The following is a 26,712-nucleotide window of genomic DNA, read 5'->3' on the forward strand; positions in this document are numbered from 1 at the left end:
TCCCAATGAAGTGCTTGCGTCTCCTCACTCTCCTCCCGCTGTGCGCCCTGCTCTCTGCCTGCCTGACCGGCCAGCAGGATCCGCCCTTCACCCTGACCCTGGCACACATCAACGACACCCACTCCCAGTTCGACCCGGTCAACGCCGAGTTGAAGGGAGCCCTCTTTGGCAAGCAGGGGGAAGCAGATACCCTCTACACCCGCCTCGGCGGTTATCCCCGCCTGCTCACCATGACGAAAGCCTACCAGGCCGAGGCGCTCGCCAAGAACCAGCCGCTGTTGCTGCTGCACGGCGGCGATGCCTGGCAGGGCAGCGGCTACTTCAAGCTCAACGAGGGGATGGCCAATGCCGAACTGCTGAGCCAGTTCGGCCTGGATGCCATGGCCCTTGGCAACCACGAGTTCGATCTCGACAATCAGAAGCTCGCCCGCTTCATCGAGGGGGTCAACTTCCCGGTGCTGGCCGCCAACCTGGACAGCCGCGACGATCCGGATCTGAGTCGGGCAAGCAACCTCAAGCCGTTCGTCATCAACGCCTTCGACGGCAACCAGAAGAGCCCGGTCACCGATCTCGACCATCTGCCAGCAGACAAACAGCTGGTCGCCGTCATCGGGCTGGTGCTGGAGGACATGGCCAACATCTCCCCCAACGTCGGCAAGCTGCGCTTTGCCGAGGAGGTGGCCTCGGCCCAGGCCACGGTCGACCTGCTGCAAGCCAGGGGGATCCAGCGGATCGTCGCCCTGACCCATATCGGCAACGCGCGGGATCTGGCGTTGGCGGCCAAGGTAAACGGCCTCGATGCCATCGTCGGCGGCCACTCCCACAGCCTGCTCGGTGACTTTCGCAACATCGGCTGGGGCAAGACGGGGGAATACGCCCAGTTGGTCACCAATCCGGACGGGGTCGGCCTGACCTGCGTGGTGCAGGCAGGCTCCTACGCCCAGGCCATCGGCCTGACCCGAGTCAGTTTCGACGCCCAGGGCCGGGTCATCGCCTGCAAAGGCCAGAACCAGCTGCTGGCCAGCCGCGACTTCTTCGCCGATCCGGCCCGCCAGCAGATGCTCGACGAAACCCGCAGCCAGCAGGCCGGCAAGTTCATCGACGCCCAGCCCAACCTGGTGACGGTGGATGAAGATCCACGTCTGCGCGGCATCATCGACAGCCACTACAAGCCGGCCCTGGAGCAGGCCTACGGCCCCGTCATCGGCACTCTTCCCGCGCCGCTGCAAAATGCCCGTCGCCCCGGCGACAACGGCAGCGACAGCCACGGCTCCGACGTCGCCCCCCTGGTGGCGGAAGGTCAATACCACTGGGCCAACACCCCGCAGGTGCAGGCCCTGACCGGCGGTCCGGTCGACTTCGCCCTGCTGGCGGTGGGGGGCGTGCGCGCCGACTTGCCCGCCGGTGAACTGCGGCAGGGAGAGGCGGCCCTCAGCCTGCTGCCGTTCAAGAACCCTCTCAGCGTGCTGACTCTCTCCGGTGCCGAGGTGCGCGCCTTGCTGACCGAGACCATCACGGCCACCCTGCCCGCCAGCGCTCATGCGGGCAAATTCCCCTATGGCGGCCACCTGCGTTACACCTTCAAGGAGACCGAAGCAGGCAAGGCGGGCCAGCTGACCCGGCTGCAGTGGAAAACAGCCGAGGGTCAATGGCAGGATCTGGTGGATGCAAAGCGCTATCGGGTGGTGACCAATGCCTACAGCGCCAACGGCAACGACGGCTGGCAGGCCCTGGCACGGGCCCAGCGCCAGAGTCCAGAGAACAAGAGTGCCGAGCGCGTGGATCTCGCCTGGGTAGCGGGTCAGCTGACCGCCTTCCCGGTGCTGGCAGTGGCGCAGCGCGGCGAACAGCTCAGCGCCGTCTATGGACCGGGCAAGGCCCTCGACTGCAAGGCGGCCAAGGTGGATTGCGGCACAGACGCAGCCTCGTTCGTGGACTATGTGCGTTATGCCCGCCCCCTGCTGACCGCACTGGATGAAGAAACTGTCACCCTGCTGCGATCCAAATAACGACTGTAGTCAACCAGGCACAGTCCATCGGTAAGCTGAAACGGGCCTCATGCAAGAGGCCCGTTTTGCCCACAGTTAGCCACCCATTAGCCGCACCTATTAGCCGCAATAATGAGGCAAATTCCGCCATAACATGAGCATTGGTTGAGTGATCGCCACTCGGCGGCTAGAATATTGCGTCCCATTGCCCCGGGCCATCCGCTCATGGCAAGTAGCGAGTGAAGACATCAAGCGTGACGCATCAAATCAAACTGATTGTCGGGCTGGGTAATCCCGGCCCCGAATATGCCAAGACCCGCCACAACGCGGGAGCCTGGTATGTGGAGCAGTTGGCCCGCTGGCACAATGTCAGCCTGCGCGAAGAGCCCAAGTTCTTCGGCCACACCGCCCGCTTCCTGGTGGAGGGGCAGGATGTGCGGCTGCTCATCCCGAACACCTATATGAACCTCTCCGGCAAGGCGGTGGCGGCCCTGGCCCGCTTCTACCAGATAGTTCCCGAAGAGATACTGGTGGCCCACGACGAACTGGATCTGCCCCCCGGCATCGCCAAGTTCAAGCAGGGCGGCGGTCACGGCGGCCACAATGGCCTGAAAGACATCATCGCCAGGATGGGCAACAACAATAACTTCTTCCGGCTGCGCCTCGGGATAGGTCATCCCGGTGCCAAGGAGCTGGTCGCCGGTTTCGTGCTGACCAAGGCGCCCAGCAGTGAACAGAGCCTGATCGAGGCCGCACTGGATGAGTCTTTGCGCGCCACCGACATCCTGTTCAAGCAGGACATGACCAAGGCCATGAACCGGCTGCACAGTTTCAAGGCCGAGAAAGTCTGAATACAGATGCCTGACATGGGTCAGGTTCGCACAATATGACTGGGCTGCCCGCGTGGCCCCCTCACAGCATCCATCACGTAAGGTAACAATTCATGGGTTTTAAATGCGGTATCGTGGGCCTGCCCAATGTAGGCAAATCCACCCTGTTCAATGCGCTGACCAAGGCCGGCATCGAAGCCGCCAACTTCCCGTTCTGCACCATTGAGCCGAACACGGGTGTGGTCCCCATGCCGGATCCCCGCCTCGACCAGTTGGCGGCCATCATCAACCCCCAGCGCGTGGTGCCGACCACCATGGAGTTCGTGGACATCGCCGGTCTGGTGGCGGGCGCCTCCAAGGGCGAGGGTCTGGGCAACCAGTTCCTGGCCAACATCCGCGAGACCGAAGCCATCGGTCACGTGGTGCGCTGCTTTGAGGACGAGAACATCATCCATGTGGCGGGCAAGGTCTCCCCGGCCGATGACATCGAGGTGATCAACACCGAACTGGCCCTGTCGGATCTGGATGCCTGCGAGCGCGCCATCCACCGTCAGTCCAAGCGCGCCAAGGGCGGCGACAAGGATGCCAAGCTGGAAGTGGAGACCTTGGAAAAGATTCGGGTTGCCCTGGAAAACGGCCAGATGATCCGCGGCATAAAGCTGGACAAGGAAGAGCTGGCGGCCGTTGCCCACCTCAACTTCCTGACCCTGAAACCCACCATGTACATCGCCAACGTGGCGGAAGATGGCTTCGACAACAACCCCTTCCTCGATAAGGTGCGTGAGATCGCCGCCGCCGAGAACGCCGTTGTGGTGGTGGTCTGCTGCGCCATCGAGGCGGACATCGCCGAGCTGGACGACGCCGACCGCGCCGAGTTCATGGCCGATCTGGGGATCGAAGAGCCGGGTCTGAACCGGGTGATCCGCTCGGGTTACGAGCTGCTGAACCTGCAGACCTACTTCACCGCCGGGGTGAAGGAAGTGCGCGCCTGGACGATTCCGGTCGGCGCCACCGCCCCGCAGGCGGCGGGCAAGATCCACACCGACTTTGAAAAAGGCTTTATTCGCGCCCAGACCATCGCCTTCGACGACTTTATCACCTACAAGGGTGAGCAAGGCGCCAAGGAAGCGGGCAAGATGCGCGCCGAAGGGAAAGACTACATCGTCAAGGATGGCGATATCATGAACTTCCTGTTCAACGTCTAACCCCATGAGAGGCCAGCATTTGCTGGCCTCTTTGTTATGGGCACAGGTTGCGGATCTGCTGCCAAATGTCGCAAAAAAAACCAGATTGTTGGGCTTTTGCGCGACAGCGTCCAATAACTCGCCAAACGCACCCAAATTCGGTTTTTCTGGCAAAAAAAGGGTTGACGCCCCAGAGCCAGATACGCATAATTCCGGCCGCACAGTGACGAGGCAACGACTCACTGGAAGCACGGTTGGCTATGTAGCTCAGTTGGTTAGAGCATCGCACTCATAATGCGAGGGTCACAGGTTCGAATCCCGTCATAGCCACCATTAATCATTCAGTTGGGGTATCGCCAAGCGGTAAGGCAGCGGGTTTTGATCTCGCCATCCCTAGGTTCGAATCCTAGTACCCCAGCCATTTTTAAAAGTTCTTTGGCCAGTCTCATGACTGTCGAGGAGCACTGTTGGGGTATCGCCAAGCGGTAAGGCAGCGGGTTTTGATCTCGCCATCCCTAGGTTCGAATCCTAGTACCCCAGCCATTATTTTGTTCTCTTCCACTTGGTGGTCGATAACAAACGGCTATGTAGCTCAGTTGGTTAGAGCATCGCACTCATAATGCGGGGGTCACAGGTTCGAATCCCGTCATAGCCACCATTAATATTGCGGAAGTGGCGAAATTGGTAGACGCACCAGATTTAGGTTCTGGCGCCCTAGGCGTGAGAGTTCGAGTCTCTCCTTCCGCACCATCAAGGCAGTACCAAACAGACCAGCTTATGCTGGTTTTTTTGTGCCCGGGTTTCAGCCCTTGCCTCCTCTCCTTCCCTGCCGTTCTCCCTGCTCACTACCTTATCAGCCCGAACCTCATCCCACAGCGTCGGGAAGGATAGCCAATAAAAAGCGGCCCGCAGGCCGCTTGCACTCCTTGTCTCCCTCAAACGTGCTCAGAACGGGAAGAACCAGGGGATGGCGATGACGCTAACCACCATCACCAGCACCGTAAACGGCACGCCCACGCGGATGAAGTCCATGAACTTGTAGTTGCCGGGCCCGAGCACCAGGGTATTGACCGGTGAGGAGACCGGCGTCATGAAGGCCGCCGAGGCGGCAATGGCAATGGTCATGGCGAAGGGATAGGGAGAGACCCCCATCTGTTGGGCCGTGCCGAGCGCAATGGGCGCCATCAGCACAGCGGTGGCCGTGTTGGAGATAAAGAGCCCGATGGCCGCGCAGAGCACGAACAGGCTGGCCAGCATGACACGGGGCCCCATCTCCCCTACCGCCGAGATCAGCGCGCCGACGATGAGATCCACCCCGCCGGTCTTCTGCAACGCCAGGGCAAAGGGCAACATGCCGACGATCAGGATCAGGGTCGGCCAGTGGATGGACTTGTAGGCGCTCTCCATATCGATGCAGCGGAACTTGCCCATCAGCAGGCAGGCAATGAGCGCAGCTATGACGTTGGGCACGGGATCCGTCACCATCAGCACTATCATGACCGTGAGGGCAATCAGGGCGTGGATGGCCTGGCTGCGAGCCGGCGCCATCTCGTCCACCTCGGCGGGCAGGCCGAGCAGCAGGAAGTCCCTGTGGTGGGTTTGCAACTGGCGAATGAGGCTCCAGTTGCCCACCACCAGCAGGCTGTCACCCATCAGCAGCGGCTCATCCACCAGCTTGCCGGTGAGCGCCTCACCGTTGCGGCGGATCCCGACCACGCTTAGGCCGTAGCGGGAACGAAACGCCACCTCGCGGATGCTCTTGCCAAGCAGGCGGGATTCGGGAATGAGGGAGACCTCGGCCATACCCACCTCCCGCGCCTGATCCGAGAAATACTCTCCGCGCAATATCATGGGCTCGAGCCGCGCCTCGCTGCAAAACTCCCGCACGTCCACCTCGGGGTCGGACATGTCGATAAGCAGCACGTCCTTGGCCTGGAACTCGGTGACGCCGGAGACGGTCACCATCACCCGCCGAAACTTGCGCCAGCGCTCCAGCCCGATGACGTTGGCCCCAAAGCGGGCACGCAGTTGCAGCTCGTCCAGGGTCTGGCCTATCAGGGGAGAGTCGGGGCGGATCGCCAGGCGGCGCGCCCGCCCGGCCAGGCGATAGTCGCGGATGAGATCGCGCATTGTGCTGCGCCCCGCCTGCTTGCCTTTGCCCTCTTCCCCCTCGCGCACCAGACGGTTACGCATCAGCAACATGTAGAGCACCCCCAACCCTAGGATCAGCACCCCCATGGGGGTGAAACCGAAGAAGCCGAAGCCCTGGATGTCGTGGCGCATCAGCTCGCTGTTCACCACCATGTTGGGCGGGGTGGCCACCAGCGTCATCATGCCGCTGATAAGACCGGCAAAGCCGAGGGGCATCATCAGCCGTCCGGCAGGGATCCCCATCCGGTTCGCCACGCTCAGTACCACGGGGATAAAGATGGCCACCACACCGGTTGAGCTCATCACTGCCCCCAGGGTCGCCACCGCCACCATCAGCAGCACCAGCAACCGGGTCTCGCTGCTGCCCGCCACCTTCACCAGGGCATCCCCCACCTGATAGGCGATGCCGGTGCGCACCAGGCCATCCCCCACCACGAACAGGGCGGCGATCAGGATGACGTTGGGATCACTGAACCCCGCCAGCGCCTGTGGCAAGGTCAGGGTACCGCTCAACACGAACAGGATGATGATCAACAAGGCCACCACATCCATGCGTACCCTGTTGGTAATAAACAGGAAGATGGCACCCACCAGCATGCTGAGCACCCAGATCAACTCGGAATTCACACTCGCTCCTTTCGTTCATGTCCGCCGGGCGGAGAACCGCGCCAGACGCCATCAGACCACAGCCAATCCCCCTCCATTTTGTTACATATCAAGAAAGAGGAGCCCACATCATCGCACATTCGGGTTCACTTGCAGCCACTTTGCCAGGCAGAGCAAGCGCCCCAGCGCCCGTCTGGCAAAAAGTGCTGCGCGCCCTCCCCGGCGCACCTAGAATGGGCCAGCCGCTGGCTGATCCGGCCCCTGTCTACCCCTTGTCCTTCGGAGAGAAGATGTCAGTTCACACCCCAACCTACCCGGAATTCACCTTCTTCGGCCGCTTCGTCGCCGATATCCAGTCCGGCCGCAAGACCATCACCATCCGCGACGAGAGCGAGGCCAACTGGCAGCCCGGCCAGCGCCTCGCGCTCTTCACCAACCCGGAGCACCAGCCCTTTGGTGCCATAGAGGTGCTCTCGGTCACCCCCGTGGCCTTCGATGAGCTGACCGACGAGCACGCTCGCCAGGAGAACATGACCCTTGCCGAGCTCAAAACCGTCATCCGGGACATCTACCCCGCACTGCCGCCGCTCTATGTAATTGAATTCACACTGATTGAAGCCTGATTTTGTGAGCTGCCTCAGCTAACCCCGGTTGTACTCTCAGGCCAAAAGCGCACAATGCCTGTATTTATATACAGCTAACGGTGCAGCATGAACACACAACTTGAGCCTGCCATCGCCGCCATGGTGGCGGACTTCATCGCCGCAGGTCGCCCCAAGGCAAGCAAGCTGAGCTGGCAGACCAGGCGTGAGGGCTATCTTGCCTCTGCCGTCTTGGGGGGCGAGCGGGAAGAGGTGGGCGCCATCGAAGAGTGGCAGGCCGATCACTACGCCATCCGGCTCTACCAGCCCAAATCCCCCCCTTCCACCACTTATCCGGTGCTGATCTATTTCCACGGCGGCTGTTTCGTCAGCGGGGATTTCGAGACCCACGATCGCCAGATGCGGATGCTGTGCAACAGTGCCCATGCCCTGGTGTTTGCCGTACATACACGCCTCGCCCCCGAGCATCCCTATCCTGCTGCCCATGACGACGCGCTGGCAGCGACCCTCGCCATCATGGCCGCGCTGCCGCAGTGGCACGGCGATCCCGGGCGAGTCGCACTCGCAGGCGACAGTGCCGGCGGCCACCTCGCCCTGGTCACCACCTTGCGGCTCAAGGCGGCGGGAGCGGCACTGCCCACCGCCCAGTTCCTCATCTACCCCATGCTCGATGCTGCGGGCGATAGTGACAGCTATCAACAGCTCGGTGAGAACTACCTTATCACTCGCGACATGCTGCTCAGCGGGTTTCAGGCCTATCTGGGCAGGCTGCCCACCAGCCATCCCGAGGCGAGCCCGCTGCACCATCCTGATCTTGCGGGACTGCCGCCCACCCATATCCTCACGGCCGAGTACGATCCCCTGCGTGACGAGGGAGAGGCCCTCTATGGCAAACTGCTGCAAGCCGGCGTTACCGCCACCTGTCAGCGACAGCTCGGGGTGATCCACGGTTTCTTCCAGCTGGCGGGCATCAGCCCTGCGGCCCGTCATGCTCTCGCGCAGGTCGCCATGATGCTCAGAAGGCTCTGAGTTGGAACCGGCCCCCATGCCGTGTTAAAAGTGTCCCTTTTGAATCAGGGAGGTGACCCGAGTGTTTGAGATAGCGAGCCTGAGAGAGGGCATGATGCACGGGGTCGAGCTGTTCCAGCTGCTGCTGGAGATCATCTCCATCGCCTGCGTGGTGACAGGGCTGGGCAAGACCCTCTGGCTGGCGGCACGGGTGCGGGACCATCAGCCCGGTTTTCCGCGCATTCGCCTCTGCTTCGGCAGCTGGCTCATCCTGGCCCTGGAGTTCCAGCTCGCCGCCGACATCCTGGCCACCACGGTGGCGCCGAGTAAAGAAGAGCTGGTGCGTCTCGCCATCATCGCGGTGATCCGCACCTTCCTGAACTACTTCCTCGGCAAGGAGCTGGACGCCCAGACCGAGCGCCAGCGACCCGAGCCGGTCAGGTTGCCCTCCCGCCCCGACGCCCGATAAGCGGCAGACTGACAGAAGGCCGCGAAACAGGAAGAAAGGCTCCAGCCTGCACCAATGAAGAGGGCTCCCCGCGGGGAGCCCTCTTTGTATCGGATAGCAGCCATCAGGCCGGCATGCTGGCCAGCTCGTGGCGTTTCAGGGCCAGCAGGGTGATGAGCAGAGCGGCGCTGGCGATCAGTGCCATGCCCACATAGGTGGCGCTGAACCCCGGGGCCAGCTCGGCCGGGCTCAGGCTCGCCAGGTTGTGGCTGGTCCCGGCCGGCAGGGCCCCGTGGAACAGCACGGCGCAGATGGCCACCCCGACCGCGCCCCCCAGCTCGCGGCCGAAGTTGAACAGGGACATGCCGATGCCGCGATCTTCCCGCGGCAGGGCGTTTTGCACCACCACCGAGAGGGCCGGCAGCACCAGCCCCAACCCCAGACCGGCGAAGCCCAGCCCCAGATTGGCAAAGAGATCGAAGTGAATTTGCCACAGGGCCAGCGCCGCCAGGGCAAAGCCCACCACCACGAAGCGCTTGTAATAACCGGTGCGGCCGATCAGCTTGCCGCCGACGAAGGCCCCCGCCGTGATGCAGACCATGAAGATCACCATGTAGAGGCCGCTCTCGCTGGCCCCCATCCCCTTCTGCCACTGCATCTGCAGCGGCAGGTAGACCAGCACGGCGAACATCAGCAGTTGCGAGGCCAGCGCCAGCAGCATGCACACCAGATAACCGGGCAAGCGGGCCAGATGGGCGGGCAGTATGGGATCCTGGGCCCGTCGCTCCACCAGGATGAGCAGCAGCAGGGCCAGGGCCAGCCCCGCCGCCAGCCAGATGGCGGACAGCGTGGCTTCCGGCGAGAGCAGCAGCAGAGAGAGTGTGGTGACGGTGATGAGCAGCCCCGCCCCCTTCCAGTCGAAGCGGCTGTGACGGCGCACATTGAGGTGGCCCAGGTTGCGGTTCACTAGCCAGAGCGCCAGGGCCCCGAGGGGCAGGTTGATCCAGAAGATCCAGCGCCAGCTCAGTTGCTCGGTGAAGTAGCCCCCGAGCAGGGGCCCGGCGATGCTGGAAACTGCATAGACCGCCGAGATGTAGCCCTGATACTTGCCCACCTCCCGCGGGGGAATGCAGTCGGCGATGACGGTGAAGGCGAGCGCGATCAGCCCCCCGCCCCCCAACCCTTGCAACACCCTGGCCGCCAGCAGGGTCGTCAGATCCTGGGCCAGGGCACAGGCCACCGACCCCGCCAGAAACAGGCCTATGCCGATGTTGAGCATCCGTACCCGGCCGAACAGATCGCTCAGCTTGCCGTATATGGGCAGGGCGGCGGTGGCCGCCAGCAGGTAGGCGGTGACCACCCAGGTGAGGGCGGCGCCGGCGTTCAGCTCGGCGCCAATGATGGGCAAGGGGGTGGTGACTATGCTCTTTTCCAGTGAGCCCAGGGCGATCACCAGGGCCACGCTCGAGAAGACGGTTTTTGGGGACATAAAAGAGGCTCGCTACTGTGAGATGCCGGCACCCGAGGCGCAGAGCGCATGATTGTCTCATGAATCAGCAGCCGAGGGTCAAGCCCGCCGCCTGCCTCACCACGACGGCGGTCGCGGCATCCGGGGAGCGGATCTGGTAGTGTGCTCTTTTAGCCGAGGAGGAAGTACCCCATGTCCGAGCAGTTCCAGTTTGAACAATACGACGCCCTGATCTTCGATATGGACGGCACCCTGGTGGACTCCATGCCCTTGCACCTGGATGCCTGGGAGATCACCAGCGCCGAATTCGGCCTGCCGTTCAATCGGGCCCAGCTCAACGAGTACGGCGGCATTCCCACCCGCAAGATAGTGGCCATGCTGGCCGAGCAGCACGGGCTGGCCATCGACATAGAGGCCTTCGCTCGCCGCAAGGTTGCCCTCTATCTGGAGCGGATCGACAGCGTCAGCGTCTTCCCCGCCATGTGGGAGCTGGTCAAGGGCTACCACGGCAAGGTACCCATGGGCATAGGCACCGGCTCATCGCGCGAGCACGCCCTGCACATCCTGAAAAACACAGGTCTGGATGCCTATATCCCCGTGCTGGTGAGTGCCGATGACGTGACTAACCACAAGCCCCATCCCGACACCTTCCTGAGAGTGGCCGAGCTGCTCGGCGCCAACCCGGCCAACTGCCTGGTGTTTGAAGATACCCGGATAGGCATTCAGGCGGGCAAGGCCGCCGGTATGACCACCTTGCTGGTCGATCAGGGCGCACTTTGCCCTCGCTAGAGTGGGCAAATGCGCCCCTGCCACCAACAAAAACGCCTCCAACAGGGAGGCGTTTTTCATAAAGCGGTGCAGGCATGACCCGGCACACAGCTTACATGGCGTTGGTGGATTCGAAGATCTTGTCGGCCGACGCCTCGACGAAGCCCGGGTAGAGCACGCCGTCTGCTTGCGGGTAGCGCAGGGCGAACTCGTAGAAGCAACTCGGTATGGTACGCACGCCGTCGCTGAAGGGGACTTCGGCCTTGTCCGCCATGGTGGAGGATTGCTCCAGCATCACCTGGGGATCCCCCTTCACCTCGCCGCCGACGGTGTTGAGCACGAAGCCCGCCGCTTTCAGGGCTGCATTGACCTGCTGGATGGTGTCGAAATCCTTCAGGCGGTTGATGTTGACGGTGAAGTGGTTGGCACGATAACCCCAGGCCGCCATCCAGGCGGCGTACTCGCTCTCTGCCAGCAGCGTCTGGTAGTCGGCGTGGGAAACCTGCCAGGGGGCGCCGGCATAGAGGAAGGCTTGGGTGTCGGTCAGGTGATCGGGCACCTGATCCACCAGCTTGTGGATGATGGCCTGGGCGCCTTCGGAGAGCTCTTCCACCTTCAGCTCGCTGATGAACACCTTGGGCGCATCCGGATCGGCATGTTCGAAGTGCTTGGCATAGAGCTTCTTGGCCTTGAACACATACTCGCCTTTCTCCTCGTAGCCCAGGGCGCGGAAGTGGGCCGCCAGTTTCTCGAGGCCGAGCTTGGGCAGGTTGTAGGTACGAAACGCCACGTGATCGTTGATGATGGGGGCTCCGCCCCCCAGCAGTTGGTGAACCTTGTGGGCACTGGGGGTGACTTGAATGTAGTTGTCCCACAGATGGCCAAACAGGGTCTCGATATCCTTTTGCATCTCTCTTTCCTTTGATTGCGGGTACAGACAAGGGCACCTGTTCAGTGCCCCTCTTTTATTTTCTTGTTATCAGAAGATCAGACCGGGGGTATGACGCAGTCGTCGGCGGCGTTGGGCCTCTCCTGCCACATCAACCCCCTCCTTCTCGATTAGAAGGTCAAACCCGGGGACAGCTGATCCGGCATCGCGGCCTTGCTGTCTTCCACCGAGGCGACCGGATAGGCACAGTAGTCAGCGGCGTAGTAGGCGCTCGCTCTGTGGTTCCCGGAGGCACCGATGCCACCGAACGGCGCGGCACTGGAGGCGCCGGTGATGGGCTTGTTCCAGTTGACGATACCAGCACGGATCCGCTTGAAGAAGTGGTTCCAGTCCGCCTCGTTGTCGCCGAGCAGGCCAGCCGAGAGGCCGAAGCTGGTGGCGTTGCCCTGGTCGATGGCGGCATCGAAGTCGTCGTAGCGAATGAGCTGCAGCAGCGGGCCGAAGTACTCTTCGTCCGGCAGCGCTTTGACCGCGGTCACGTCGATGATGCCCGGAGAGACGAAACCGGTGCCCGCCTCCAGGTGCTTGAGGCTGAGCAGGCTCTCGCCCCCCAGCTGTTGCAGATTGGCTTGCGCCTCGACCATGCCAAGCGCCGCACGCTCGCTGATCATGGCGCCCATAAAGGGCTGAGCCTCGTCATCGTAATGACCGACCTTGATCTGGCCGACCACCTCCACCAGCCGCTTGACCAGGGCATCGCCGCGCTCGCCACGCTCGACAAACAGGCGACGGGAGCAGGTGCAGCGCTGGCCGGAGGTGATGAAGGCAGACTGGACTATGGCATGGACGGCACCGTCGATGTCGCTCACGTCTTTCACGATCAGCGGGTTGTTGCCACCCATCTCCAGGGCCAGGATCTTGCCCGGCTGGCCGGCAAACTGCTGGTGCAGGAAGTGGCCGGTGCGTGACGAACCGGTGAAGAAGAGGCCGTCGATGTCCGGATTGCCCGCCAGCGCCTTGCCGGTCTCGACCTCGCCCTGCACCAGGTTGAGCACGCCCTTGGGCAGCCCCGCCTCCTGCCATACCTTGAGCATGGCCTCGGCCACCATGGGGGTCAGCTCGGAGGGCTTAAACACCACGGCGTTACCCGCGATAAGCGCAGGCACTATGTGACCGTTGGGCAGGTGGCCCGGGAAGTTGTAGGGGCCGAACACTGCGACCACGCCGTGGGGCTTGTGGCGCACGAACGCCTTGGCACCGGGCATGGGGTTCTCCACCGTGCCGGTGCGCTCGTCATGAGCGCGGATGGAGATGGCGATCTTGCCCTGCATGGCCGCCACTTCGGTGCGGGTCTCCCACAGCGGCTTGCCGGTTTCCCGGGCTATGGTCAGGGCCAGCGCCTCCTTGTGCTCACCGAGCAGGTCGGCATAGCGGCGCACGATGGCCAGACGATCCTCGAGGGCCAGATCAGACCAATGGTAGAAGGCCGCGCGGGCCGCCTTGACGGCGGCATCCACCTGAGCAGCGCTGGCCGCCTCCCCGCGCCAAATCACTTCGTTCCTGGCCGGGTCTTTTGATTCGAACGGCTTGCCTTCACCGGCCAGCCACTGGCCATCGATAAACTGGACTAAAGACATCATCAATTCACTCCCTGTGGTGCACAGGCCACCTTGGCGGCCTGTTTCAATGCGGTGATATGGACTCGTTATTCCAGATCGACGACCCGAACCATGTCGCCACTCTCCACCTTGAGGGCGGCCGCCATCTTGGGCGGTATGATGGCTTCGTGCTTGTCCAGATCGACCCGGATGTTGCCGTAGCAGGCGCGGTATTGTTCAAACCTTGCATTGCAGACGAGGTAGGTGTGACCACCGATGGGTTCACCCACCAGCACCGCCAGCTTCTGGCTGCGGCGCACGCTGCGGATGTGCTTCACATCGCACTCGACGGTGGGGCCGGCATCGAAGATGTCGACATAACCACGGTTCACGAAGCCCTCGTCCTGCAGCATCTTGATGGCCGGACGGGTCTTCTCGTGGGTCTGACCGATGACGGCGCGAGCCTCGTTGCTCAGCAGATTGACGTAGATGGGGTACTTGGGCATCAGCTCGGCGATGAAGCGCTTCTTGCCGATGCCGGTGAGGTAGTCGACGGTGGGAAAGTCCATCGAGAAGAAATGCTTTTGCAGCCACTCGTAGAAGGGGCTGTGACCGTTCTCATCAGAGACGCCGCGCATTTCGGCGAAGACGGTCTTGTCAAACAGCTCGGGGTGCTCGGCCATGAACAGGAAACGGTGCTTGGAAAGCAGGCGGCCATTGAGCCCCTCGCGGGCGCATTCACGCAGAAACAGGGTGCACAGCTCGGAGTTGCCGGTGTAGTCGTTGGACAGCGTGAGCGTCTCGACCACGTTGTAGATGCCGAGCTTGGGGGAAGAGTGCACCACCTTGCCGATGTGATAGTTGTAAAACGGCTGGGACAGGCCCACGGCCGCGTCGATGGCGCAGGTACCGACCATCTCGCCGGTCTCCAGATCCTCGGCCACGAAGAAATAGAGGCAATCGCCCTTGCCGGCGGGCTTGTCCAGGAAGGTCTGGGTCGAGGCATCGATCTTGCGTTGCAGCAGTTCATCGTTGACCGGCAACGAGGTCATGCCGGTGCCGGATTCGATGGCACAGGTCTTGAGGCCGGCGAAGTCGCGCTGCTCGATAGGACGGATAACCAACATAAATGACAACTCCCTTTCATTGACGACAGGTGGGGTCCCGGCTCCTGCCGGGAGGGCTCCCCACCTCAATTTGGATCAGGCGTTAACCACCTGAGCAACCGCTTTCTCGAACCGGGCCAGCCCTTCCTTGATGTCCGCTTCCGGGATCACCAGGGAGGGTGCGAAGCGCACTACATTGGTGCCTGCTACCAACGCCATCAACCCCTGATCGATGGAGGCAAGCAGGAAGTCGCGGGAGCGACCCTTGAAGTCATCGTTGAGCACGGCGCCGAGCAACAGGCCCTTGCCGCGCACTTCGCTGAAGCAGTGGTACTTGGCGTTGATGGCGTCCAGACCGTCGCGGAACAGCTGCTCGCGCTGCTTGATGCCGCTCAGCACTTCCGGGGTATTGACCACGTCGATCACCGCCTCGGCCACCGCACACGCCAGCGGGTTGCCGCCGTAGGTAGAGCCGTGAGTGCCCACTTTCAGGTGAGACGCGATCTCGGTGGTGGTCAGCATGGCACCGATGGGGAAACCGCCGCCCAGCGCCTTGGCGCTGGTGAGGATGTCCGGCGTGACCCCCAGACCCATGTAGGCAAACAGCTCGCCGGTACGACCGACCCCGGATTGCACCTCGTCATAGATGAGCAGGGCATTGTGCTTGTCGCACAGCTCGCGCACACCCTTCGCAAACTCGTCGGTGGGACGAATGATGCCACCTTCCCCTTGCAGCGGCTCCATCACCACGGCACAGGTATTGTCGGAGATGACGGAGGCCAGCTCTTCCAGGTTGTTGTAGGCGACGTGGGTGATGTCGGCCGGCTTGGGACCGAAGCCATCGGAGTAGGCCGCTTGGCCACCGACGCTGACGGTGAAGAAGGTGCGGCCGTGGAAGCCCTGATGGAAGGCGATGATCTGGGTCTTGTGGGCACCGAACTTCTCGATGGCGTAACGACGGGCCAGCTTGAGCGCCGCTTCGTTCGCTTCGGCGCCGGAGTTGCAGAAATAGACCTTCTCGGCAAAGGTGGCGGCGACCAGCTTCTTGGCCAGACGCAGGGCCGGCTCGTTGGTCATCACGTTGGAGAGGTGCCACAGCTTCTCGCCCTGGGTTTTCAGGGCTTCGACCAGCTTGGGATGGCAATGGCCCAGGCCATTGACCGCGATCCCGCCCGCGAAGTCGACATACTCGCGGCCTTCCTGATCCCAGACACGTGATCCCTCCCCGCGTACCGGAATGATCTTGGCCGGCGCATAGTTGGGAACCATCACTTCATCAAACACTTCACGTGTCACTGCCAACAACTCTGACATATTGCTCTCCTGCTATATCGCGGCAGAATAATCCACCGCCCAAAAGTTAAATCCGTGTAAACGTGGCGGAATTATCACAGAAAAAAAGTAAAAAGTCTGTAACTTAACCGCCAATGAGGAACAATGTTCGATTGCCTGTGAGATTTTAGGCAACCGCATTGCATAACGGCTCAGGGGGTGTTGGCAAGAGATAATTTGGGCAGGAAGGAGGGTGAATAAAGTGTCAGGGAAAATTTTTTTGGCCTCATTTCGATTATGAGACGAGGATCACGATTTTTTCAGGAAACGGCCAAAAAGTTGGCCAGCAACTGGTGTCCCTGCTCGCTCAAAATGCTCTCCGGGTGGAACTGAACTCCCTCCAGTGCCAGTGTTTTATGCCGCAGCCCCATGATCTCGTCCATGGAGCCATCGTCATGTTCGCTCCAGGCAGTGATCTCGAAACAATCGGGCAGGGAGTCATGCGCCACGATGAGCGAATGGTAGCGGGTGACCCGCAGCGGATCCTTGAGTCCCTTGAATACCCCCTCCCCCGTATGGCGGATGAGGGACGTCTTGCCGTGCATCACCTGACGGGCACGCACCACCCGGGCGCCGAACGCCTGAGCCAGGGACTGGTGGCCGAGGCAGACGCCGAGAATGGGTATCTCACCGGCAAAACGGGAGATGGCCGCCAGCGAGATGCCCGCCTCGTTCGGCGTGCAGGGACCGGGAGAGATCACCAGATGGCTTGGGGCAAGCCGGGCTATCTCTTCCAGACTCAGCTCGTCGTTGCGCCTGACCACCACCTCCTGACCCAGGGCGCCGAAATATTGCACCAGGTTCCAAGTAAAGGAGTCGTAGTTGTCGATGAGTAGCAGCATGAGAGAGCCCTGAGAATAGAACAGAGACGGTGAGCAGACTGCGCCTGCCGGCCGTCCACGGACAAACGCCGCGCATTCTGGCATGTCTGCCCCCGTTAATAAACCGCTGAGGAGTCATCACGCGGGCATGGATGGCAGCTTCTGGTTTTTACTCAGCAAAACATCTCTGCCATCTCGAAGGCGTTGCCCCCATGAGGCTGACCAACCTATGCCTCTCGACGGGGAAACGGACGAGAACAGGCAGAAGACACCGGATAGCCCATGGGCTGGGCTCGGGAGCAGGAAGGGGGAAAGGCGGGCACGGCTTAAGTGCCGAAAGCGGGGTGTGCGTGGCAACCCAGCAGATGGGCAGAAGCCGGGAGAGCACCTCAGCGATCCAGATAACGTCCCTGCTCCAGCTCGCGCTCGCGCTGGCACTCGGCCAGATAGATGGCGGCGGCGATGGCCGGGGTCTTGTGGTGCTTGTCGATGGCATTGGAGACCATCAGCTGCAGGGTGTTGAGGTTCTTGGCCTTGCGAAACTTGCGCAGCCAGTTGCCCTTGTCACTCAGTTCTTCAATCGGGGTATGTGATTCGACAGACATGCTTTCTCTTGGGGCAAGAACCCGCGTTTGACATTGGAAGTTGAATTGACGAACCAGGGGTCGGGTAAAACAAAGAAAGCCAGGCAAATACCCAGCTCTCTACGACTACACCTTCCCAGTATGTCAGGCTCGAGGAACGAAGCCGACGACATCATATACGCTGGTCAGGGTTTTTTCAGCCCTTTCCCGCGCCTTTTGTGCGCCAGCCGCCAAAATTGCCTGCAGATGAGTCTCATCCTGACGCAGCTCGCGGAAGCGTGCCTGGATAGGCTCCAGCAGGGCGACCACGGCATCGGCCGTCTCGCTCTTCAGGTGGCCGTACATCTTGCCCTCGAAGTGCTGCTCGAGCTCGGGGATGGAGCGGCCTGTCACACCGGACATCAGGGTCAGCAGGTTGGAGACCCCCGGCTTGTTCTCGGGATCGAAGCGCACCACGGCCGGCTCGTCGGAATCGGTCATCGCCCGCTTGATCTTCTTGACGATCTGCTTGGGATCTTCCAGCAGGCCGATGAAGTTCGCCTCGTTGTCGTCAGACTTGGACATCTTCTTGGTGGGATCCTGCAGGCTCATCACCCGGGCACCGTCGGTCGGGATGAAGGGCTCAGGCAGGGTGAATACCTCACCGTACAGGTTGTTGAACCGAGTGCAGATGTCGCGAGTCAGCTCCAGATGCTGCTTCTGGTCGTTGCCGACCGGCACCTGGTTGGCCTGATAGAGCAGGATGTCCGCTGCCATCAGCACCGGATAGCCGAACAGGCCGACGTTGACGTTGTTCTCGAAACGGGCGGACTTGTCCTTGAACTGGGTCATGCGCGACAGCTCGCCCATCTGGGTGTAGCAGTTCAGGATCCAGCCCAGCTCGGCGTGCTGCGGCACGTGGGACTGGATGAAGACGGTGCTCTTGGCCGGATCAATGCCGACCGCCAGATAGAGGGCGGCGGCATCCAGGCACGCCTTGCGCAGGGCGGCAGGCTCCTGGCGGGTGGTGATGGCGTGCAGATCGACGATGCAGTAGAGGCAGTCGAAGTCATCCTGCATGTTGACCCACTGACGCAAGGCGCCCATGTAGTTGCCTATGGTCAGCTGGCCCGACGGTTGGGCCCCGCTCAATACGATTGGTTTAGCCATGAATGTGTTGATCCTTGTTATTCAGCCAAGAGGGCATCGAGCTCTGCAAACTGCTCGCATACCCAGTCAGGGCGGGAATCCGCGATGGGACGGCCATAGTTGTAGCCATAGGTGAGCCCCACCACCTTCATGCCGGCAGCCTGGGCGGCCAGCACATCATTTTCGGAGTCCCCCACCATCAGGGTGCGGGACGGGCTGACCCCAAGCTCGTGGCAGGCGTGCAGCAGCGGATCCGGGCTCGGCTTTTTGACGGGCACGCAGTTACCCCCCAGCCAGAGTGCGAAACAGTCGCCGATACCGAGGGCATCCAGAATGGGCTGCACGAAGTGACTCGGCTTGTTGGTCACCACTGCCTGCCGGTAACCGAGCGCCTGCAGGCGGCGCAGGCTCTGCTCCACTCCGTCATACATGGCCAGCCCTTGCAGCAGACAGGCCTGATAGTGCTGGTCGAACAGGGGGCGGGCCCTGGCAAACAGCTCGGGCGCCTCGCGATAGTCCAGCGCACGCTGGATCAGCTTGTCGGCGCCGTTGCCGACCCAGGTGCGTACCACGGCTTCGTCAACCTCGGGCAGCCCCAGATCGGTCAGGGTGCGGTTGACCGCCAACGCCAGTTGGGAAGCGCTGTCGATCAGGGTGCCATCCAGATCGAACAGCACCAGATCGAAGGGACGTTCAACGGACATGAGCCAGCTCCGCCCGCATTTGCTCGATCACCGCCTTGTAATCCGGCTTGCCGAAGATGGCAGAGCCCGCCACGAACATATCAGCCCCGGCGGCGGCGATCTCGCGGATGTTCTCCACCTTGACGCCACCGTCGATCTCGAGGCGAATGTCACGACCGCTCTCATCGATCAGGCGACGCACCTGACGCAGCTTGTCGAGAGTGCCGGGGATGAAGCTCTGACCACCGAAGCCCGGGTTGACCGACATCAGCAGGATCACGTCCAGCTTGTCCATCACGTACTCGAGGCAGGTGAGCGGCGTGGCCGGGTTCAGCACCAGACCGGCCTGGCAACCCTGCTCCTTGATGAGACCCAGGGTGCGGTCCACGTGATCGGAGGCCTCCGGGTGGAAGGTGATCAGGTTCGCACCCGCCTTGGCAAAATCGGGCACGATGCGATCCACCGGCTTGACCATCAGGTGCACATCGATGGGGGCTTCGATGCCGTAGTCACGCAGGGCCTGACAGACCATGGGGCCTATGGTCAGGTTGGGGACATAATGGTTGTCCATCACGTCGAAGTGCACCACGTCGGCCCCGGCGGCCAGCACCTTGGCCACATCCTCACCCAGACGGGCAAAGTCGGCGGAGAGGATAGAGGGGGCAATCAGAAAGTCTTTCATCAGCGTCATCCATTGGCAGCGTGGCAGAAAAAGCGGCGCAATTTTACCGCAAACGTGAAATGAAAACGACCCGCAAGTGCAGAAGACGCAGACCGCGAGTCTCACCACAAACACGGAATGAAAACGACCCGCACCTGCAGAAGATGCGGACCGCGAGTCTTACCGCAAACGTGGAATGAAAACGACCCGCAAGTGCAGAAGACGCAGACCGAGAGTCCTGCCGCAATACAGGCGATGACAATGACCCGCTCGTACAGCCGACCCGGATCTCGCTCTCGCCCAGTCAGAAACGACAACGGTCCCCGCAGGGACCGTTCATGGTTCAACCGACTGAGACCAGTTCGGCCTCACCGGGGTAATGGCCCTGTTCGGGAGCGATGCCGGGCGGGTAGAGTGCCAGCAGTTCGGCTACCTTGTTGCGGCTGCCGCCGTTGCGGCTGATGGTGCGCTTGACCAGGATCTCGTCCAGCCGGGCCCCGCGGTAGAGCTCCCGGGTCAGCTCGATGTCGTGGTTGCTGATGAGCACGGGCACCCCCTTGTGGGCGGCGGTATGGCGGGCCAGCCTGGCCAGCAGCGCCTGGTCATCCAGAGTGAAGCCGCCGGCCGAGTAGGTGGTGAAACTCGCCGTGGTGGAGAGCGGCGCATAGGGGGGATCGCAGTAGATCACCCAATCCTCCTCCGCCCTGGCCATGGCATCGGCATAACTCTCGCAGATGAAGGTGGCCTTCTGTGCCTTCTCGGCAAAGGCCCACAGCTCTTTCTCCGGGAAATAGGGCTTCTTGTACGAGCCGAACGGCACGTTGAAACCGCCCTTCTTGTTGTAACGGCACAGACCGTTGAACCCGTGGCGATTCAGAAACAGGAACAGCTGAGACCTTTCGAACCCGGCTTCGGTCTGGTTGAACTGGGTGCGCAGCCGATAATAGGCGGTCTTGTGGTTGTGCTCGGCCACAAACAACTTGCGCGCCTCGCGGATGAAGTTGTCCGGCTGCCGCTTGAGATGATTGTAGAGACCGATCAGATCCGGATTGATGTCGTTGAGCACATAGGCATCGTAATCCGTGTTGAGAAACACCGAGCCCGCTCCGACGAAAGGCTCCAGCAACACACGCCCGGCCGGCAAGCGCTCGGCAATCTCTTCGACCAGGGAGTATTTTCCCCCGGCCCATTTTAAAAACGCGCGTGTTTTTTTCATGGAAGTCCGGTGTTAAGAAGGCAATGCCCAAAAAAGGGGGACGATTCTACCCCCTTCCCCAGGCGACTGGCTATTGCTTCAATTCTTTTTGTATCTGGGCAAATGACTTGGGCCAGGGTTGTCCCTTGAGCAAGGCGGGGGTGAGCTTGCGGATCGCCGCCTTGGCCTGGGTGCTGTTGGCATAGTCACCCTGCACCACCACGTACCAAGGGCTGCCACGGAAGCGGGTCTTGTAGACCCAGACCTTGCCCGCCAGCCCATGCTCGGCCACGAAACTGTCGACCGCCTGGGTATTGCTCGCCCCCATCAGCTGGATGCTGTAGTGGTTCCTCGCTTTCTTGTTGAGGGTTGCCGCCGGCGTCAGGGCCACCTTGGGCGCCGGCGCCGCAGCGGGCGCAGCCGCGGCAGGAGTGGGCGTCGCCTTGGCAACAGGTGCCGAGTTCTGTGTCTTGGGCTGTGCCGTTTCCACGGTCGGGACCGCACGGGAACTCCCTCCAATCAGCTCGTCCACCACCGCCGTCGGCAGGGCGCCGCTGATGTTGGGCTGCGTCATCAGCTTTTCGACCACTTCGTCGGAGATGACGACACGTCGCCCCTCGTAATTGCTCGACTCCGTGGTGACCGTCTCGCTCTCGACCTTCTTGGGCAAGGTCTTGGCATCGGGTTGCCAATCCCGGGCAACCTGCTGGTCTCCCTGCTCCCCAGATGTCGTGCCACCGCCCTGAGTCGACTGGGACCCGCTCGCCGTGCCGATGCTGAGTGGATCTGTGGCGACAGGGTTGGGCAACGCCATCCCCTGGGACGAGGCAGGGGTCTCACCCTTGCCCACCTCCTCGAACAGAGGGAGGTAACTCAGCGCCAGCAAACTAGCGGCCGCCAGGGCCAGCACGGTCGCAATTTTCTTGACGGGCAACTCGGCCTGACGTTTCTTGGGCCTTCTGTCGGTCATGACATCCTCCAATGACTGCATGATGGCGGAAGGGTGCCCCCCCGCCCCCTTCAGGATCTCTTCCACTTTGGGCTTGGGCAAGAGGGCCGCCGGGATCTTCAGCTCCTTGGCCTTCTCATACAAGAAGATGCGCTGCTCCGGTGCGCTCAGTGGCGCGACTTCCAGCTCGAGCGCGGGCATGGCACGCCCCTTGAGGGCGTTCTTCTGATCGCGACACCAGACGTCACTGCCCGAGAGCAGAATGGCCAGTTTATGGGGAGATGCCAGGGTATCGTTGTGGCGACCGAGCGCCCACAGCTCCCCCACCAGTTCGGTCGGCAGGGTGTCGGCACGCTCGATCATCAGCAGCAGGGTGGAAGGCTTGCCCTCCAGCATGCGGAAGAAGCTGTCGGCCAGCGCATCCTGTGCATTGAACAGGGGGCGCGCCACCACCTGCTGAAGCAGCAACTGGCGCACGTCTGCCATCTTCATGGCCGGACTGCCGATGAGGCTCACCACCCGCACCTGGTCAGACAGTTGGGCCAGCAGGGATTCACATAGGGTGCCACGGCCGCTGCCGGGCTTGCCGGAGAGAAAAATAAAGGGGTGATTGAACTCAATCAGATGCAGCAGCCGGTCAACCAGCTGCCGCTGGGAAGGCAGTTTCAACAATTTGTTATTGGTCACGACCAGACTCGATCACCGCCATCAACTGCGCATCCGTCACATCGGCCACCACCTGGGCCTGCCCGATCCCGACTGGCAACACCAGCCGCAGCTTGCCTTCCAGCACCTTCTTGTCACGGCGCATATGGCGAATGAAGGCGGCAAAGTCCATCTCGGGCGGCGCCAGCACCGGCAGGTCCGCCGCCAGCAGCAGGTCGCGGACTCGTGCCACCTCTTGTGCCGTCATGTCGCCACGGGCCAGGGCTGTCTCGGCCGCCAGCATCATGCCCGCCGCAACCGCCTCCCCATGGAGCCAGTTGCCATAGCCCTTCTCGGCCTCGATGGCATGGCCGAAAGTGTGACCCAGGTTCAGCAGGGCGCGCACGCCATGCTCGGTCTCGTCCTGACCGACCACGTCGGCCTTGATTTCACAGCAACGGCGAATAGCGTAAGAAAGGGCATCTGCGTCAAGGCGTTGCAGCCGCGCCATGTTGACTTCGAGCCAGGAGAAGAAGGCCTCATCCCAGATGATGCCGTACTTGATCACCTCGGCCATGCCGGCTGCAAATTCCCGCGCAGGCAGGGTCTTGAGGCAATCGGTGTCGATGATCACATGCTTGGGCTGATAGAAGGCGCCCACCATGTTTTTGCCAAGAGGGTGGTTGACGGCGGTCTTGCCGCCGACGGAGGAGTCAACCTGGGAAAGCAGTGTGGTAGGCACCTGAATAAACGGAATGCCTCGTTGATAGCTTGCCGCAGCAAAGCCGACAACGTCGCCTATCACGCCGCCCCCCAGGGCGATGAGGGTGGTGTCACGACCATGACTGGTTTCCAGCAGAGCAGACATGATCCGCTCGAAGGTAGCCAGGGTCTTGTAGGCCTCGCCATCCGGCAAGATCAGGTGTTCAACCTGAAAACCGGGCAGCAACTGAATGATCTGCTCAAGATACAAGGGGGCGACGACGGTGTTGGTCACTATCATGACCCGCTTGCCCTTGATCGTCTGCGTCAGCACCTCGGGGCGTTGCAACAGACCAGCAGCTATCTCAATCGGGTAGCTGCGCTCACCCAGTTCGACCTTCAACCTTTCCATGGACGTCCTCTATTGATTACATACCAATCAACTTAACGATTTGATTAGCTACAACTTTTGCACTTTGATCATCAGTCTGGATGACAAAGTCTGCGACTTCTTCATACAGGGCGTTGCGCTCGAGGGCCAGACGCTCCAGCACTTCGCGGGGCGGCTCTTCGGTTTGCAACAGGGGGCGACGCTTGTCTCTCTGGGTACGCGCCAGTTGCTTTTCAATGGTGGTTTCGAGGTAGACCACGATACCGCGCGCAGAGAGTTTGTTGCGGGTTTCACGGCTCTTGATGGCGCCGCCGCCCGTTGCCAGCACGATACCCTGCTGCTCGGCGAGTTCACCGATCACCTTCTCTTCGCGGATCCGGAAACCCTCTTCGCCTTCAACATCGAACACCCAGCCGATATCGGCACCACTGCGGCGCTCAATCTCATGATCTGAGTCGAAAAACTCCATGTGCAGTTGTTCTGCCAGATGTCTACCTATGGTGCTCTTGCCCGCACCCATGGGACCTATCAGGAAAATATTGCGTTTCTCAGCCATGTCTTTTCGTTAGTAATTACAAACTGTATGGCCCCGGTAACTACTCGACCGGGGTACCTATGAACCTTATCTTGCGATGGATCAGGAGGGGGATTATCTCAATAGAAACCAGGACTGGCAACCGCAGCCCTTACGCCCCAGCCTCATCGGGGCGTAAGGTTATATGTGTTTTACCCTCACATGTAAAGTTTTCAGAGGGCGTCGGTGACTATCCTCGGGGTCACGAAGATCAGCAGTTCACGCTTCTTGTTCTCACTGGTGGTTTTCTTGAACAGATAACCGAGGCCGGGAATATCCCCCAGCAGCGGTACCTTGCTGACGTCGTTCTTGATGGTCTGTTGATAGATGCCGCCCAGCACCAGGGTCTCACCGTTGTTGACCAGCACCTGGGTGGTGATGGACTGGGCGTTGATGGAGACTGCATCCCCGGTACCGGTCGGGACGGTTTCCCCCTTGGTATCCTGGGTCACGGTCAAATCCAGGATGACCCTGTTGTCCGGGGTGATCTGTGGCGTGACCTTGAGACTCAGCACCGCCTTCTTGAAGGTGACCGAGGTCGCCCCGCTGGAAGAGGACTCCACATAGGGGATCTCGGTCCCCTGTTCGATCAAAGCCGGTTTCTGGTTCGCCGTGGTGACCCGAGGGCTTGCAATGATCTCGGCCTTGCTCTCCTTCTCCAGCGCCGACAGTTCAAGATCGAGCAGAGTGCCATTGGCGAGACGGGCAACCTGGAAGGCCAGGGTACCGGCGGCGTTGGTCACCGGCAGGTTGACGTTGAGCCTGTCTTCCACGCCGGGGCGCGTGATGGTGGAGCTACCGTCATTATTACCCGCGCCATCATTGCCCTCTATGGTGCCAGAGGTGCCATTGCCATGACCATCCGTCTTGGTCACCCCCCACCGCACGCCCAAAGCCTCGTCAAAGCCGTCGTCTATGGTCACCATGCGCGCCTCGATCACCACCTGCTTGACCGGGATATCGAGGATATCCAGCATCCGCTTGACGTTGCCGATGACATCCGCCGTGTCTTTGACCACCAGCACGTTGGTGCGTTCGTCCACGCTCACTGCGCCTCTGGGAGAGAGCAGCTTGGTGCTCTCGGAGGAGAGCAGGGCCGCCACTTCGGATGCCTTGGCATAGTTGATCTGCAAATATTCGGTATAGAGCGGCGCCAGATCGGCCACCTGATTGCGGCTCTCCAGTTGCTGTTTCTCTCGTGCGGCAATCTCGTCCGCCGGGGCCACCAGCAGGATGTTGTTGTCCAGCCGCTTGTCGAGCCCTCTGACCTTGAGAATGATGTCGAGCGCCTGTTCCCAGGGCACACCATCGAGACGCAACGTGATATTGCCGGAGACGGAATCCGTGGTCACCAGGTTGAGATTATTGAAGTCGGCGATGATCTGCAGCACGGTTCGTACAGGAATATCCTGGAAATTCAATGAGATTGGTTTTCCCTGATATTGTTTCGCGGTCGTGGTGGCGACGCGTTTTTTCACCTCTATGATGAACATCTTGTCGGCCTGGTCGTAGCGATAATCAAACTGGCCATTGACCGAGAGTTCAAACAGGGTGTCATTGCCCTGGCGGAACACCTCCACCTGGGAGACCGGGGTCGCAAAATCCTGCACATTGATAAGATTGAGTTGTTCATCCGGGATCCGGGTACCGTGGAACTTGGCGAGCACCTTCTGGCCACGGCTGCTCACATCCACTGCAGCCGAACTGTTGTCGAGAGTCACGAGAAATTCCCCCTGCCCCTCCTTGCCACGGCGAAAATCCACCCCCTTGACCGAGTTGAAATAAGCACCGCCTGTATTCGCCTGCGAGACGGATAGCACGGGCTTGCTGGCAGCAACGGGGGCGGGAGCCGCCACGGGAGAGGAGACCGAGACGGGCTGGGCCTGGTACTGAGACTGGTTCTGGGCGACCCGCTGCGTATCAATCAGCGCCGACTGGGTCACTGGCTGGCTCCTGACAAGCGCTGACGGACTGGCACTTGGAGAGGTCGTCGTCGCAGCCACTGGCTGACCGGCCTTCTCTCCCAATGACACCAGCAATTTGTTGCCCTGTTGATGGACCTGGTAAGGGGTCAGCTGATCGAGCGCTATCTTGATATCGAGCCCTTCCCCCTTGCCCTCCACCTTGAGGTTGTCCACCCCTTGCTGCTTGATGGGCAGCGGGTTGACCGTCAGCGCGCCTATGGCTCCGGGCACGTGCAGCAAGAGTTGATTGGGTTCATACGACAGTCTGTCGGTAAATCCGCTCACAGGCTCGCTGAAGCTCAGTTCGAGCAAGAGCTGATCGGCCAACAGCGGATTTACCCTGACTTCCTGCAACGCTGGCACCGCCCACACCTGAACGCATGCGCCCAGCCACAACAGCGCCACACCGCTCATCCTTCTTATTGTTGTTCTCATCT

Annotated in this window: 23 protein-coding genes and 5 tRNA genes; 12 read left to right on the forward strand and 16 right to left on the reverse strand. The window is 61.3% G+C overall.

The genetic code is table 11. From position 1 onward, the window contains the following. The first annotated feature begins 5 nt into the window (after positions 1-5). The 8 genes from KW824_RS07525 to KW824_RS07560 all read left to right on the forward strand — a co-directional run bounded on the left by KW824_RS07525 (position 6) and on the right by KW824_RS07560 (position 4,752). Positions 6-2,009: a bifunctional UDP-sugar hydrolase/5'-nucleotidase gene (locus KW824_RS07525; protein WP_218409437.1), complete on the forward strand. Its 2,004-nt coding sequence runs from the start codon at positions 6-8 to the stop codon at positions 2,007-2,009. Between the two features lie 233 nt (positions 2,010-2,242). Continuing rightward, the gene (pth, locus tag KW824_RS07530; RefSeq protein ID WP_005330168.1) at positions 2,243-2,839 is read left to right on the forward strand and encodes an aminoacyl-tRNA hydrolase; all 597 of its coding nucleotides are present in this window, start codon (positions 2,243-2,245) and stop codon (positions 2,837-2,839) included. A gap of 92 nt (positions 2,840-2,931) precedes the next feature. Beyond that, complete coding sequence (gene ychF / locus KW824_RS07535; protein ID WP_218409438.1) at positions 2,932-4,023, forward strand: redox-regulated ATPase YchF; 1,092 nt, start codon at positions 2,932-2,934, stop codon at positions 4,021-4,023. 235 nt (positions 4,024-4,258) lie between these two features. Then, positions 4,259-4,335: transfer RNA gene (locus KW824_RS07540), tRNA-Met, on the forward strand. Between the two features lie 13 nt (positions 4,336-4,348). Continuing rightward, positions 4,349-4,423, forward strand: a tRNA-Gln gene (locus KW824_RS07545). A 47-nt stretch (positions 4,424-4,470) separates the two neighbouring features. Beyond that, positions 4,471-4,545, forward strand: a tRNA-Gln gene (locus tag KW824_RS07550). Positions 4,546-4,583: 38 nt separating this feature from the next. Next, a tRNA-Met gene (locus KW824_RS07555) sits at positions 4,584-4,660 on the forward strand. An 8-nt stretch (positions 4,661-4,668) separates the two neighbouring features. Then, positions 4,669-4,752, forward strand: a tRNA-Leu gene (locus KW824_RS07560). Positions 4,753-4,947: 195 nt separating this feature from the next. Here KW824_RS07560 and KW824_RS07565 read toward each other — a convergent pair. After that, positions 4,948-6,780, reverse strand: a complete 1,833-nt coding sequence (locus KW824_RS07565; protein ID WP_218409439.1) for an SLC13 family permease — start codon at positions 6,778-6,780, stop codon at positions 4,948-4,950. A 269-nt stretch (positions 6,781-7,049) separates the two neighbouring features. Between KW824_RS07565 and yqfB the strand changes: the two genes are divergently transcribed. From yqfB to KW824_RS07580, 3 genes are all read left to right on the forward strand, one after another. Beyond that, on the forward strand, positions 7,050-7,382 hold the full coding sequence (gene yqfB, locus KW824_RS07570; RefSeq protein ID WP_042648466.1) for a N(4)-acetylcytidine aminohydrolase: 333 nt from the start codon (positions 7,050-7,052) through the stop codon (positions 7,380-7,382). 87 nt (positions 7,383-7,469) lie between these two features. After that, the gene (locus KW824_RS07575; protein WP_218409440.1) at positions 7,470-8,390 is read left to right on the forward strand and encodes an alpha/beta hydrolase; all 921 of its coding nucleotides are present in this window, start codon (positions 7,470-7,472) and stop codon (positions 8,388-8,390) included. A gap of 61 nt (positions 8,391-8,451) precedes the next feature. Further along, positions 8,452-8,838 (forward strand): DUF1622 domain-containing protein, encoded by a 387-nt coding sequence (locus KW824_RS07580; RefSeq protein WP_182788847.1) that lies wholly within the window; start codon positions 8,452-8,454, stop codon positions 8,836-8,838. Positions 8,839-8,941: 103 nt separating this feature from the next. Here the strand turns inward: KW824_RS07580 and KW824_RS07585 are convergent, their stop codons facing one another. After that, a complete protein-coding gene (locus tag KW824_RS07585; RefSeq protein WP_218409441.1) occupies positions 8,942-10,306 on the reverse strand; it encodes an MDR family MFS transporter in 1,365 nt (454 codons plus the stop codon). A gap of 171 nt (positions 10,307-10,477) precedes the next feature. On the opposite strand from KW824_RS07585, the gene KW824_RS07590 reads away from it, so the two are divergent. Next, positions 10,478-11,074, forward strand: a complete 597-nt coding sequence (locus KW824_RS07590; RefSeq protein WP_218409442.1) for an HAD family phosphatase — start codon at positions 10,478-10,480, stop codon at positions 11,072-11,074. 91 nt (positions 11,075-11,165) lie between these two features. On the opposite strand, the gene KW824_RS07595 is transcribed toward KW824_RS07590, so the two are convergent. The 14 genes from KW824_RS07595 to KW824_RS07660 form a co-directional block, all read right to left on the reverse strand. Beyond that, entirely contained in the window at positions 11,166-11,963 is a 798-nt protein-coding gene (locus tag KW824_RS07595) for a DUF1338 domain-containing protein (protein ID WP_218409443.1), read from the reverse strand. A gap of 149 nt (positions 11,964-12,112) precedes the next feature. Then, entirely contained in the window at positions 12,113-13,582 is a 1,470-nt protein-coding gene (gene astD, locus KW824_RS07600; RefSeq protein WP_218409444.1) for a succinylglutamate-semialdehyde dehydrogenase, read from the reverse strand. Between the two features lie 65 nt (positions 13,583-13,647). Beyond that, a complete protein-coding gene (astA, locus tag KW824_RS07605; protein ID WP_025326162.1) occupies positions 13,648-14,667 on the reverse strand; it encodes an arginine N-succinyltransferase in 1,020 nt (339 codons plus the stop codon). 75 nt (positions 14,668-14,742) lie between these two features. Then, positions 14,743-15,960 (reverse strand): aspartate aminotransferase family protein, encoded by a 1,218-nt coding sequence (locus tag KW824_RS07610; RefSeq protein WP_041205231.1) that lies wholly within the window; start codon positions 15,958-15,960, stop codon positions 14,743-14,745. A 278-nt stretch (positions 15,961-16,238) separates the two neighbouring features. Beyond that, on the reverse strand, positions 16,239-16,820 hold the full coding sequence (locus KW824_RS07615; RefSeq protein WP_042649566.1) for an aminodeoxychorismate synthase component II: 582 nt from the start codon (positions 16,818-16,820) through the stop codon (positions 16,239-16,241). A 368-nt stretch (positions 16,821-17,188) separates the two neighbouring features. Further along, positions 17,189-17,404: a hypothetical protein gene (locus tag KW824_RS07620; protein WP_005329964.1), complete on the reverse strand. Its 216-nt coding sequence runs from the start codon at positions 17,402-17,404 to the stop codon at positions 17,189-17,191. A 123-nt stretch (positions 17,405-17,527) separates the two neighbouring features. Then, positions 17,528-18,532, reverse strand: coding sequence for a tryptophan--tRNA ligase (trpS, locus tag KW824_RS07625; RefSeq protein ID WP_041205201.1), 1,005 nt, complete (start codon positions 18,530-18,532; stop codon positions 17,528-17,530). A gap of 17 nt (positions 18,533-18,549) precedes the next feature. Continuing rightward, positions 18,550-19,215, reverse strand: a complete 666-nt coding sequence (locus tag KW824_RS07630; protein ID WP_218409445.1) for a phosphoglycolate phosphatase — start codon at positions 19,213-19,215, stop codon at positions 18,550-18,552. Then, on the reverse strand, positions 19,205-19,876 hold the full coding sequence (gene rpe / locus KW824_RS07635) for a ribulose-phosphate 3-epimerase (RefSeq protein ID WP_218409446.1): 672 nt from the start codon (positions 19,874-19,876) through the stop codon (positions 19,205-19,207). Before rpe ends, KW824_RS07630 begins: the two co-directional genes overlap by 11 nt. 322 nt (positions 19,877-20,198) lie before the next feature. Next, positions 20,199-21,071 (reverse strand): Dam family site-specific DNA-(adenine-N6)-methyltransferase, encoded by an 873-nt coding sequence (locus KW824_RS07640; protein WP_042649565.1) that lies wholly within the window; start codon positions 21,069-21,071, stop codon positions 20,199-20,201. 70 nt (positions 21,072-21,141) lie between these two features. Continuing rightward, the gene (locus KW824_RS07645) at positions 21,142-22,686 is read right to left on the reverse strand and encodes an AAA family ATPase (RefSeq protein WP_218409447.1); all 1,545 of its coding nucleotides are present in this window, start codon (positions 22,684-22,686) and stop codon (positions 21,142-21,144) included. Continuing rightward, the gene (gene aroB, locus KW824_RS07650) at positions 22,676-23,758 is read right to left on the reverse strand and encodes a 3-dehydroquinate synthase (RefSeq protein WP_218409448.1); all 1,083 of its coding nucleotides are present in this window, start codon (positions 23,756-23,758) and stop codon (positions 22,676-22,678) included. The genes KW824_RS07645 and aroB overlap by 11 nt, the downstream gene beginning before the upstream one ends. Before the next feature lie 16 nt (positions 23,759-23,774). Continuing rightward, positions 23,775-24,293, reverse strand: coding sequence for a shikimate kinase AroK (gene aroK, locus KW824_RS07655; protein WP_005329951.1), 519 nt, complete (start codon positions 24,291-24,293; stop codon positions 23,775-23,777). Positions 24,294-24,484: 191 nt separating this feature from the next. Then, positions 24,485-26,710, reverse strand: a complete 2,226-nt coding sequence (locus KW824_RS07660; RefSeq protein WP_182788115.1) for a type IV pilus secretin PilQ — start codon at positions 26,708-26,710, stop codon at positions 24,485-24,487. Positions 26,711-26,712: the final 2 nt, after the last annotated feature.

The sequence above is a fragment of the Aeromonas sp. sif0611 genome (genome assembly GCF_019218845.1).
Classification (GTDB): Bacteria; Pseudomonadota; Gammaproteobacteria; order Enterobacterales; family Aeromonadaceae; genus Aeromonas; species Aeromonas media.

What these genes read in the sequence shown, in the direction of transcription:
- KW824_RS07525 (WP_218409437.1), top strand. Translation starts at nt 6, where the DNA reads ATGAAGTGCTTGCGTCTCCTCACTCTCCTCCCGCTGTGCGCCCTGCTC.
- ychF (WP_218409438.1), top strand. Translation starts at nt 2,932, where the DNA reads ATGGGTTTTAAATGCGGTATCGTGGGCCTGCCCAATGTAGGCAAATCC.
- yqfB (WP_042648466.1), top strand. Translation starts at nt 7,050, where the DNA reads ATGTCAGTTCACACCCCAACCTACCCGGAATTCACCTTCTTCGGCCGC.
- KW824_RS07575 (WP_218409440.1), top strand. Translation starts at nt 7,470, where the DNA reads ATGAACACACAACTTGAGCCTGCCATCGCCGCCATGGTGGCGGACTTC.
- KW824_RS07585 (WP_218409441.1), bottom strand. Translation starts at nt 10,306, where the DNA reads ATGTCCCCAAAAACCGTCTTCTCGAGCGTGGCCCTGGTGATCGCCCTG.
- KW824_RS07590 (WP_218409442.1), top strand. Translation starts at nt 10,478, where the DNA reads ATGTCCGAGCAGTTCCAGTTTGAACAATACGACGCCCTGATCTTCGAT.
- KW824_RS07595 (WP_218409443.1), bottom strand. Translation starts at nt 11,963, where the DNA reads ATGCAAAAGGATATCGAGACCCTGTTTGGCCATCTGTGGGACAACTAC.
- astD (WP_218409444.1), bottom strand. Translation starts at nt 13,582, where the DNA reads ATGATGTCTTTAGTCCAGTTTATCGATGGCCAGTGGCTGGCCGGTGAA.
- astA (WP_025326162.1), bottom strand. Translation starts at nt 14,667, where the DNA reads ATGTTGGTTATCCGTCCTATCGAGCAGCGCGACTTCGCCGGCCTCAAG.
- KW824_RS07610 (WP_041205231.1), bottom strand. Translation starts at nt 15,960, where the DNA reads ATGTCAGAGTTGTTGGCAGTGACACGTGAAGTGTTTGATGAAGTGATG.
- KW824_RS07615 (WP_042649566.1), bottom strand. Translation starts at nt 16,820, where the DNA reads ATGCTGCTACTCATCGACAACTACGACTCCTTTACTTGGAACCTGGTG.
- KW824_RS07620 (WP_005329964.1), bottom strand. Translation starts at nt 17,404, where the DNA reads ATGTCTGTCGAATCACATACCCCGATTGAAGAACTGAGTGACAAGGGC.
- trpS (WP_041205201.1), bottom strand. Translation starts at nt 18,532, where the DNA reads ATGGCTAAACCAATCGTATTGAGCGGGGCCCAACCGTCGGGCCAGCTG.
- KW824_RS07630 (WP_218409445.1), bottom strand. Translation starts at nt 19,215, where the DNA reads ATGTCCGTTGAACGTCCCTTCGATCTGGTGCTGTTCGATCTGGATGGC.
- rpe (WP_218409446.1), bottom strand. Translation starts at nt 19,876, where the DNA reads ATGAAAGACTTTCTGATTGCCCCCTCTATCCTCTCCGCCGACTTTGCC.
- KW824_RS07640 (WP_042649565.1), bottom strand. Translation starts at nt 21,071, where the DNA reads ATGAAAAAAACACGCGCGTTTTTAAAATGGGCCGGGGGAAAATACTCC.
- aroB (WP_218409448.1), bottom strand. Translation starts at nt 23,758, where the DNA reads ATGGAAAGGTTGAAGGTCGAACTGGGTGAGCGCAGCTACCCGATTGAG.
- aroK (WP_005329951.1), bottom strand. Translation starts at nt 24,293, where the DNA reads ATGGCTGAGAAACGCAATATTTTCCTGATAGGTCCCATGGGTGCGGGC.
- KW824_RS07660 (WP_182788115.1), bottom strand. Translation starts at nt 26,710, where the DNA reads ATGAGAACAACAATAAGAAGGATGAGCGGTGTGGCGCTGTTGTGGCTG.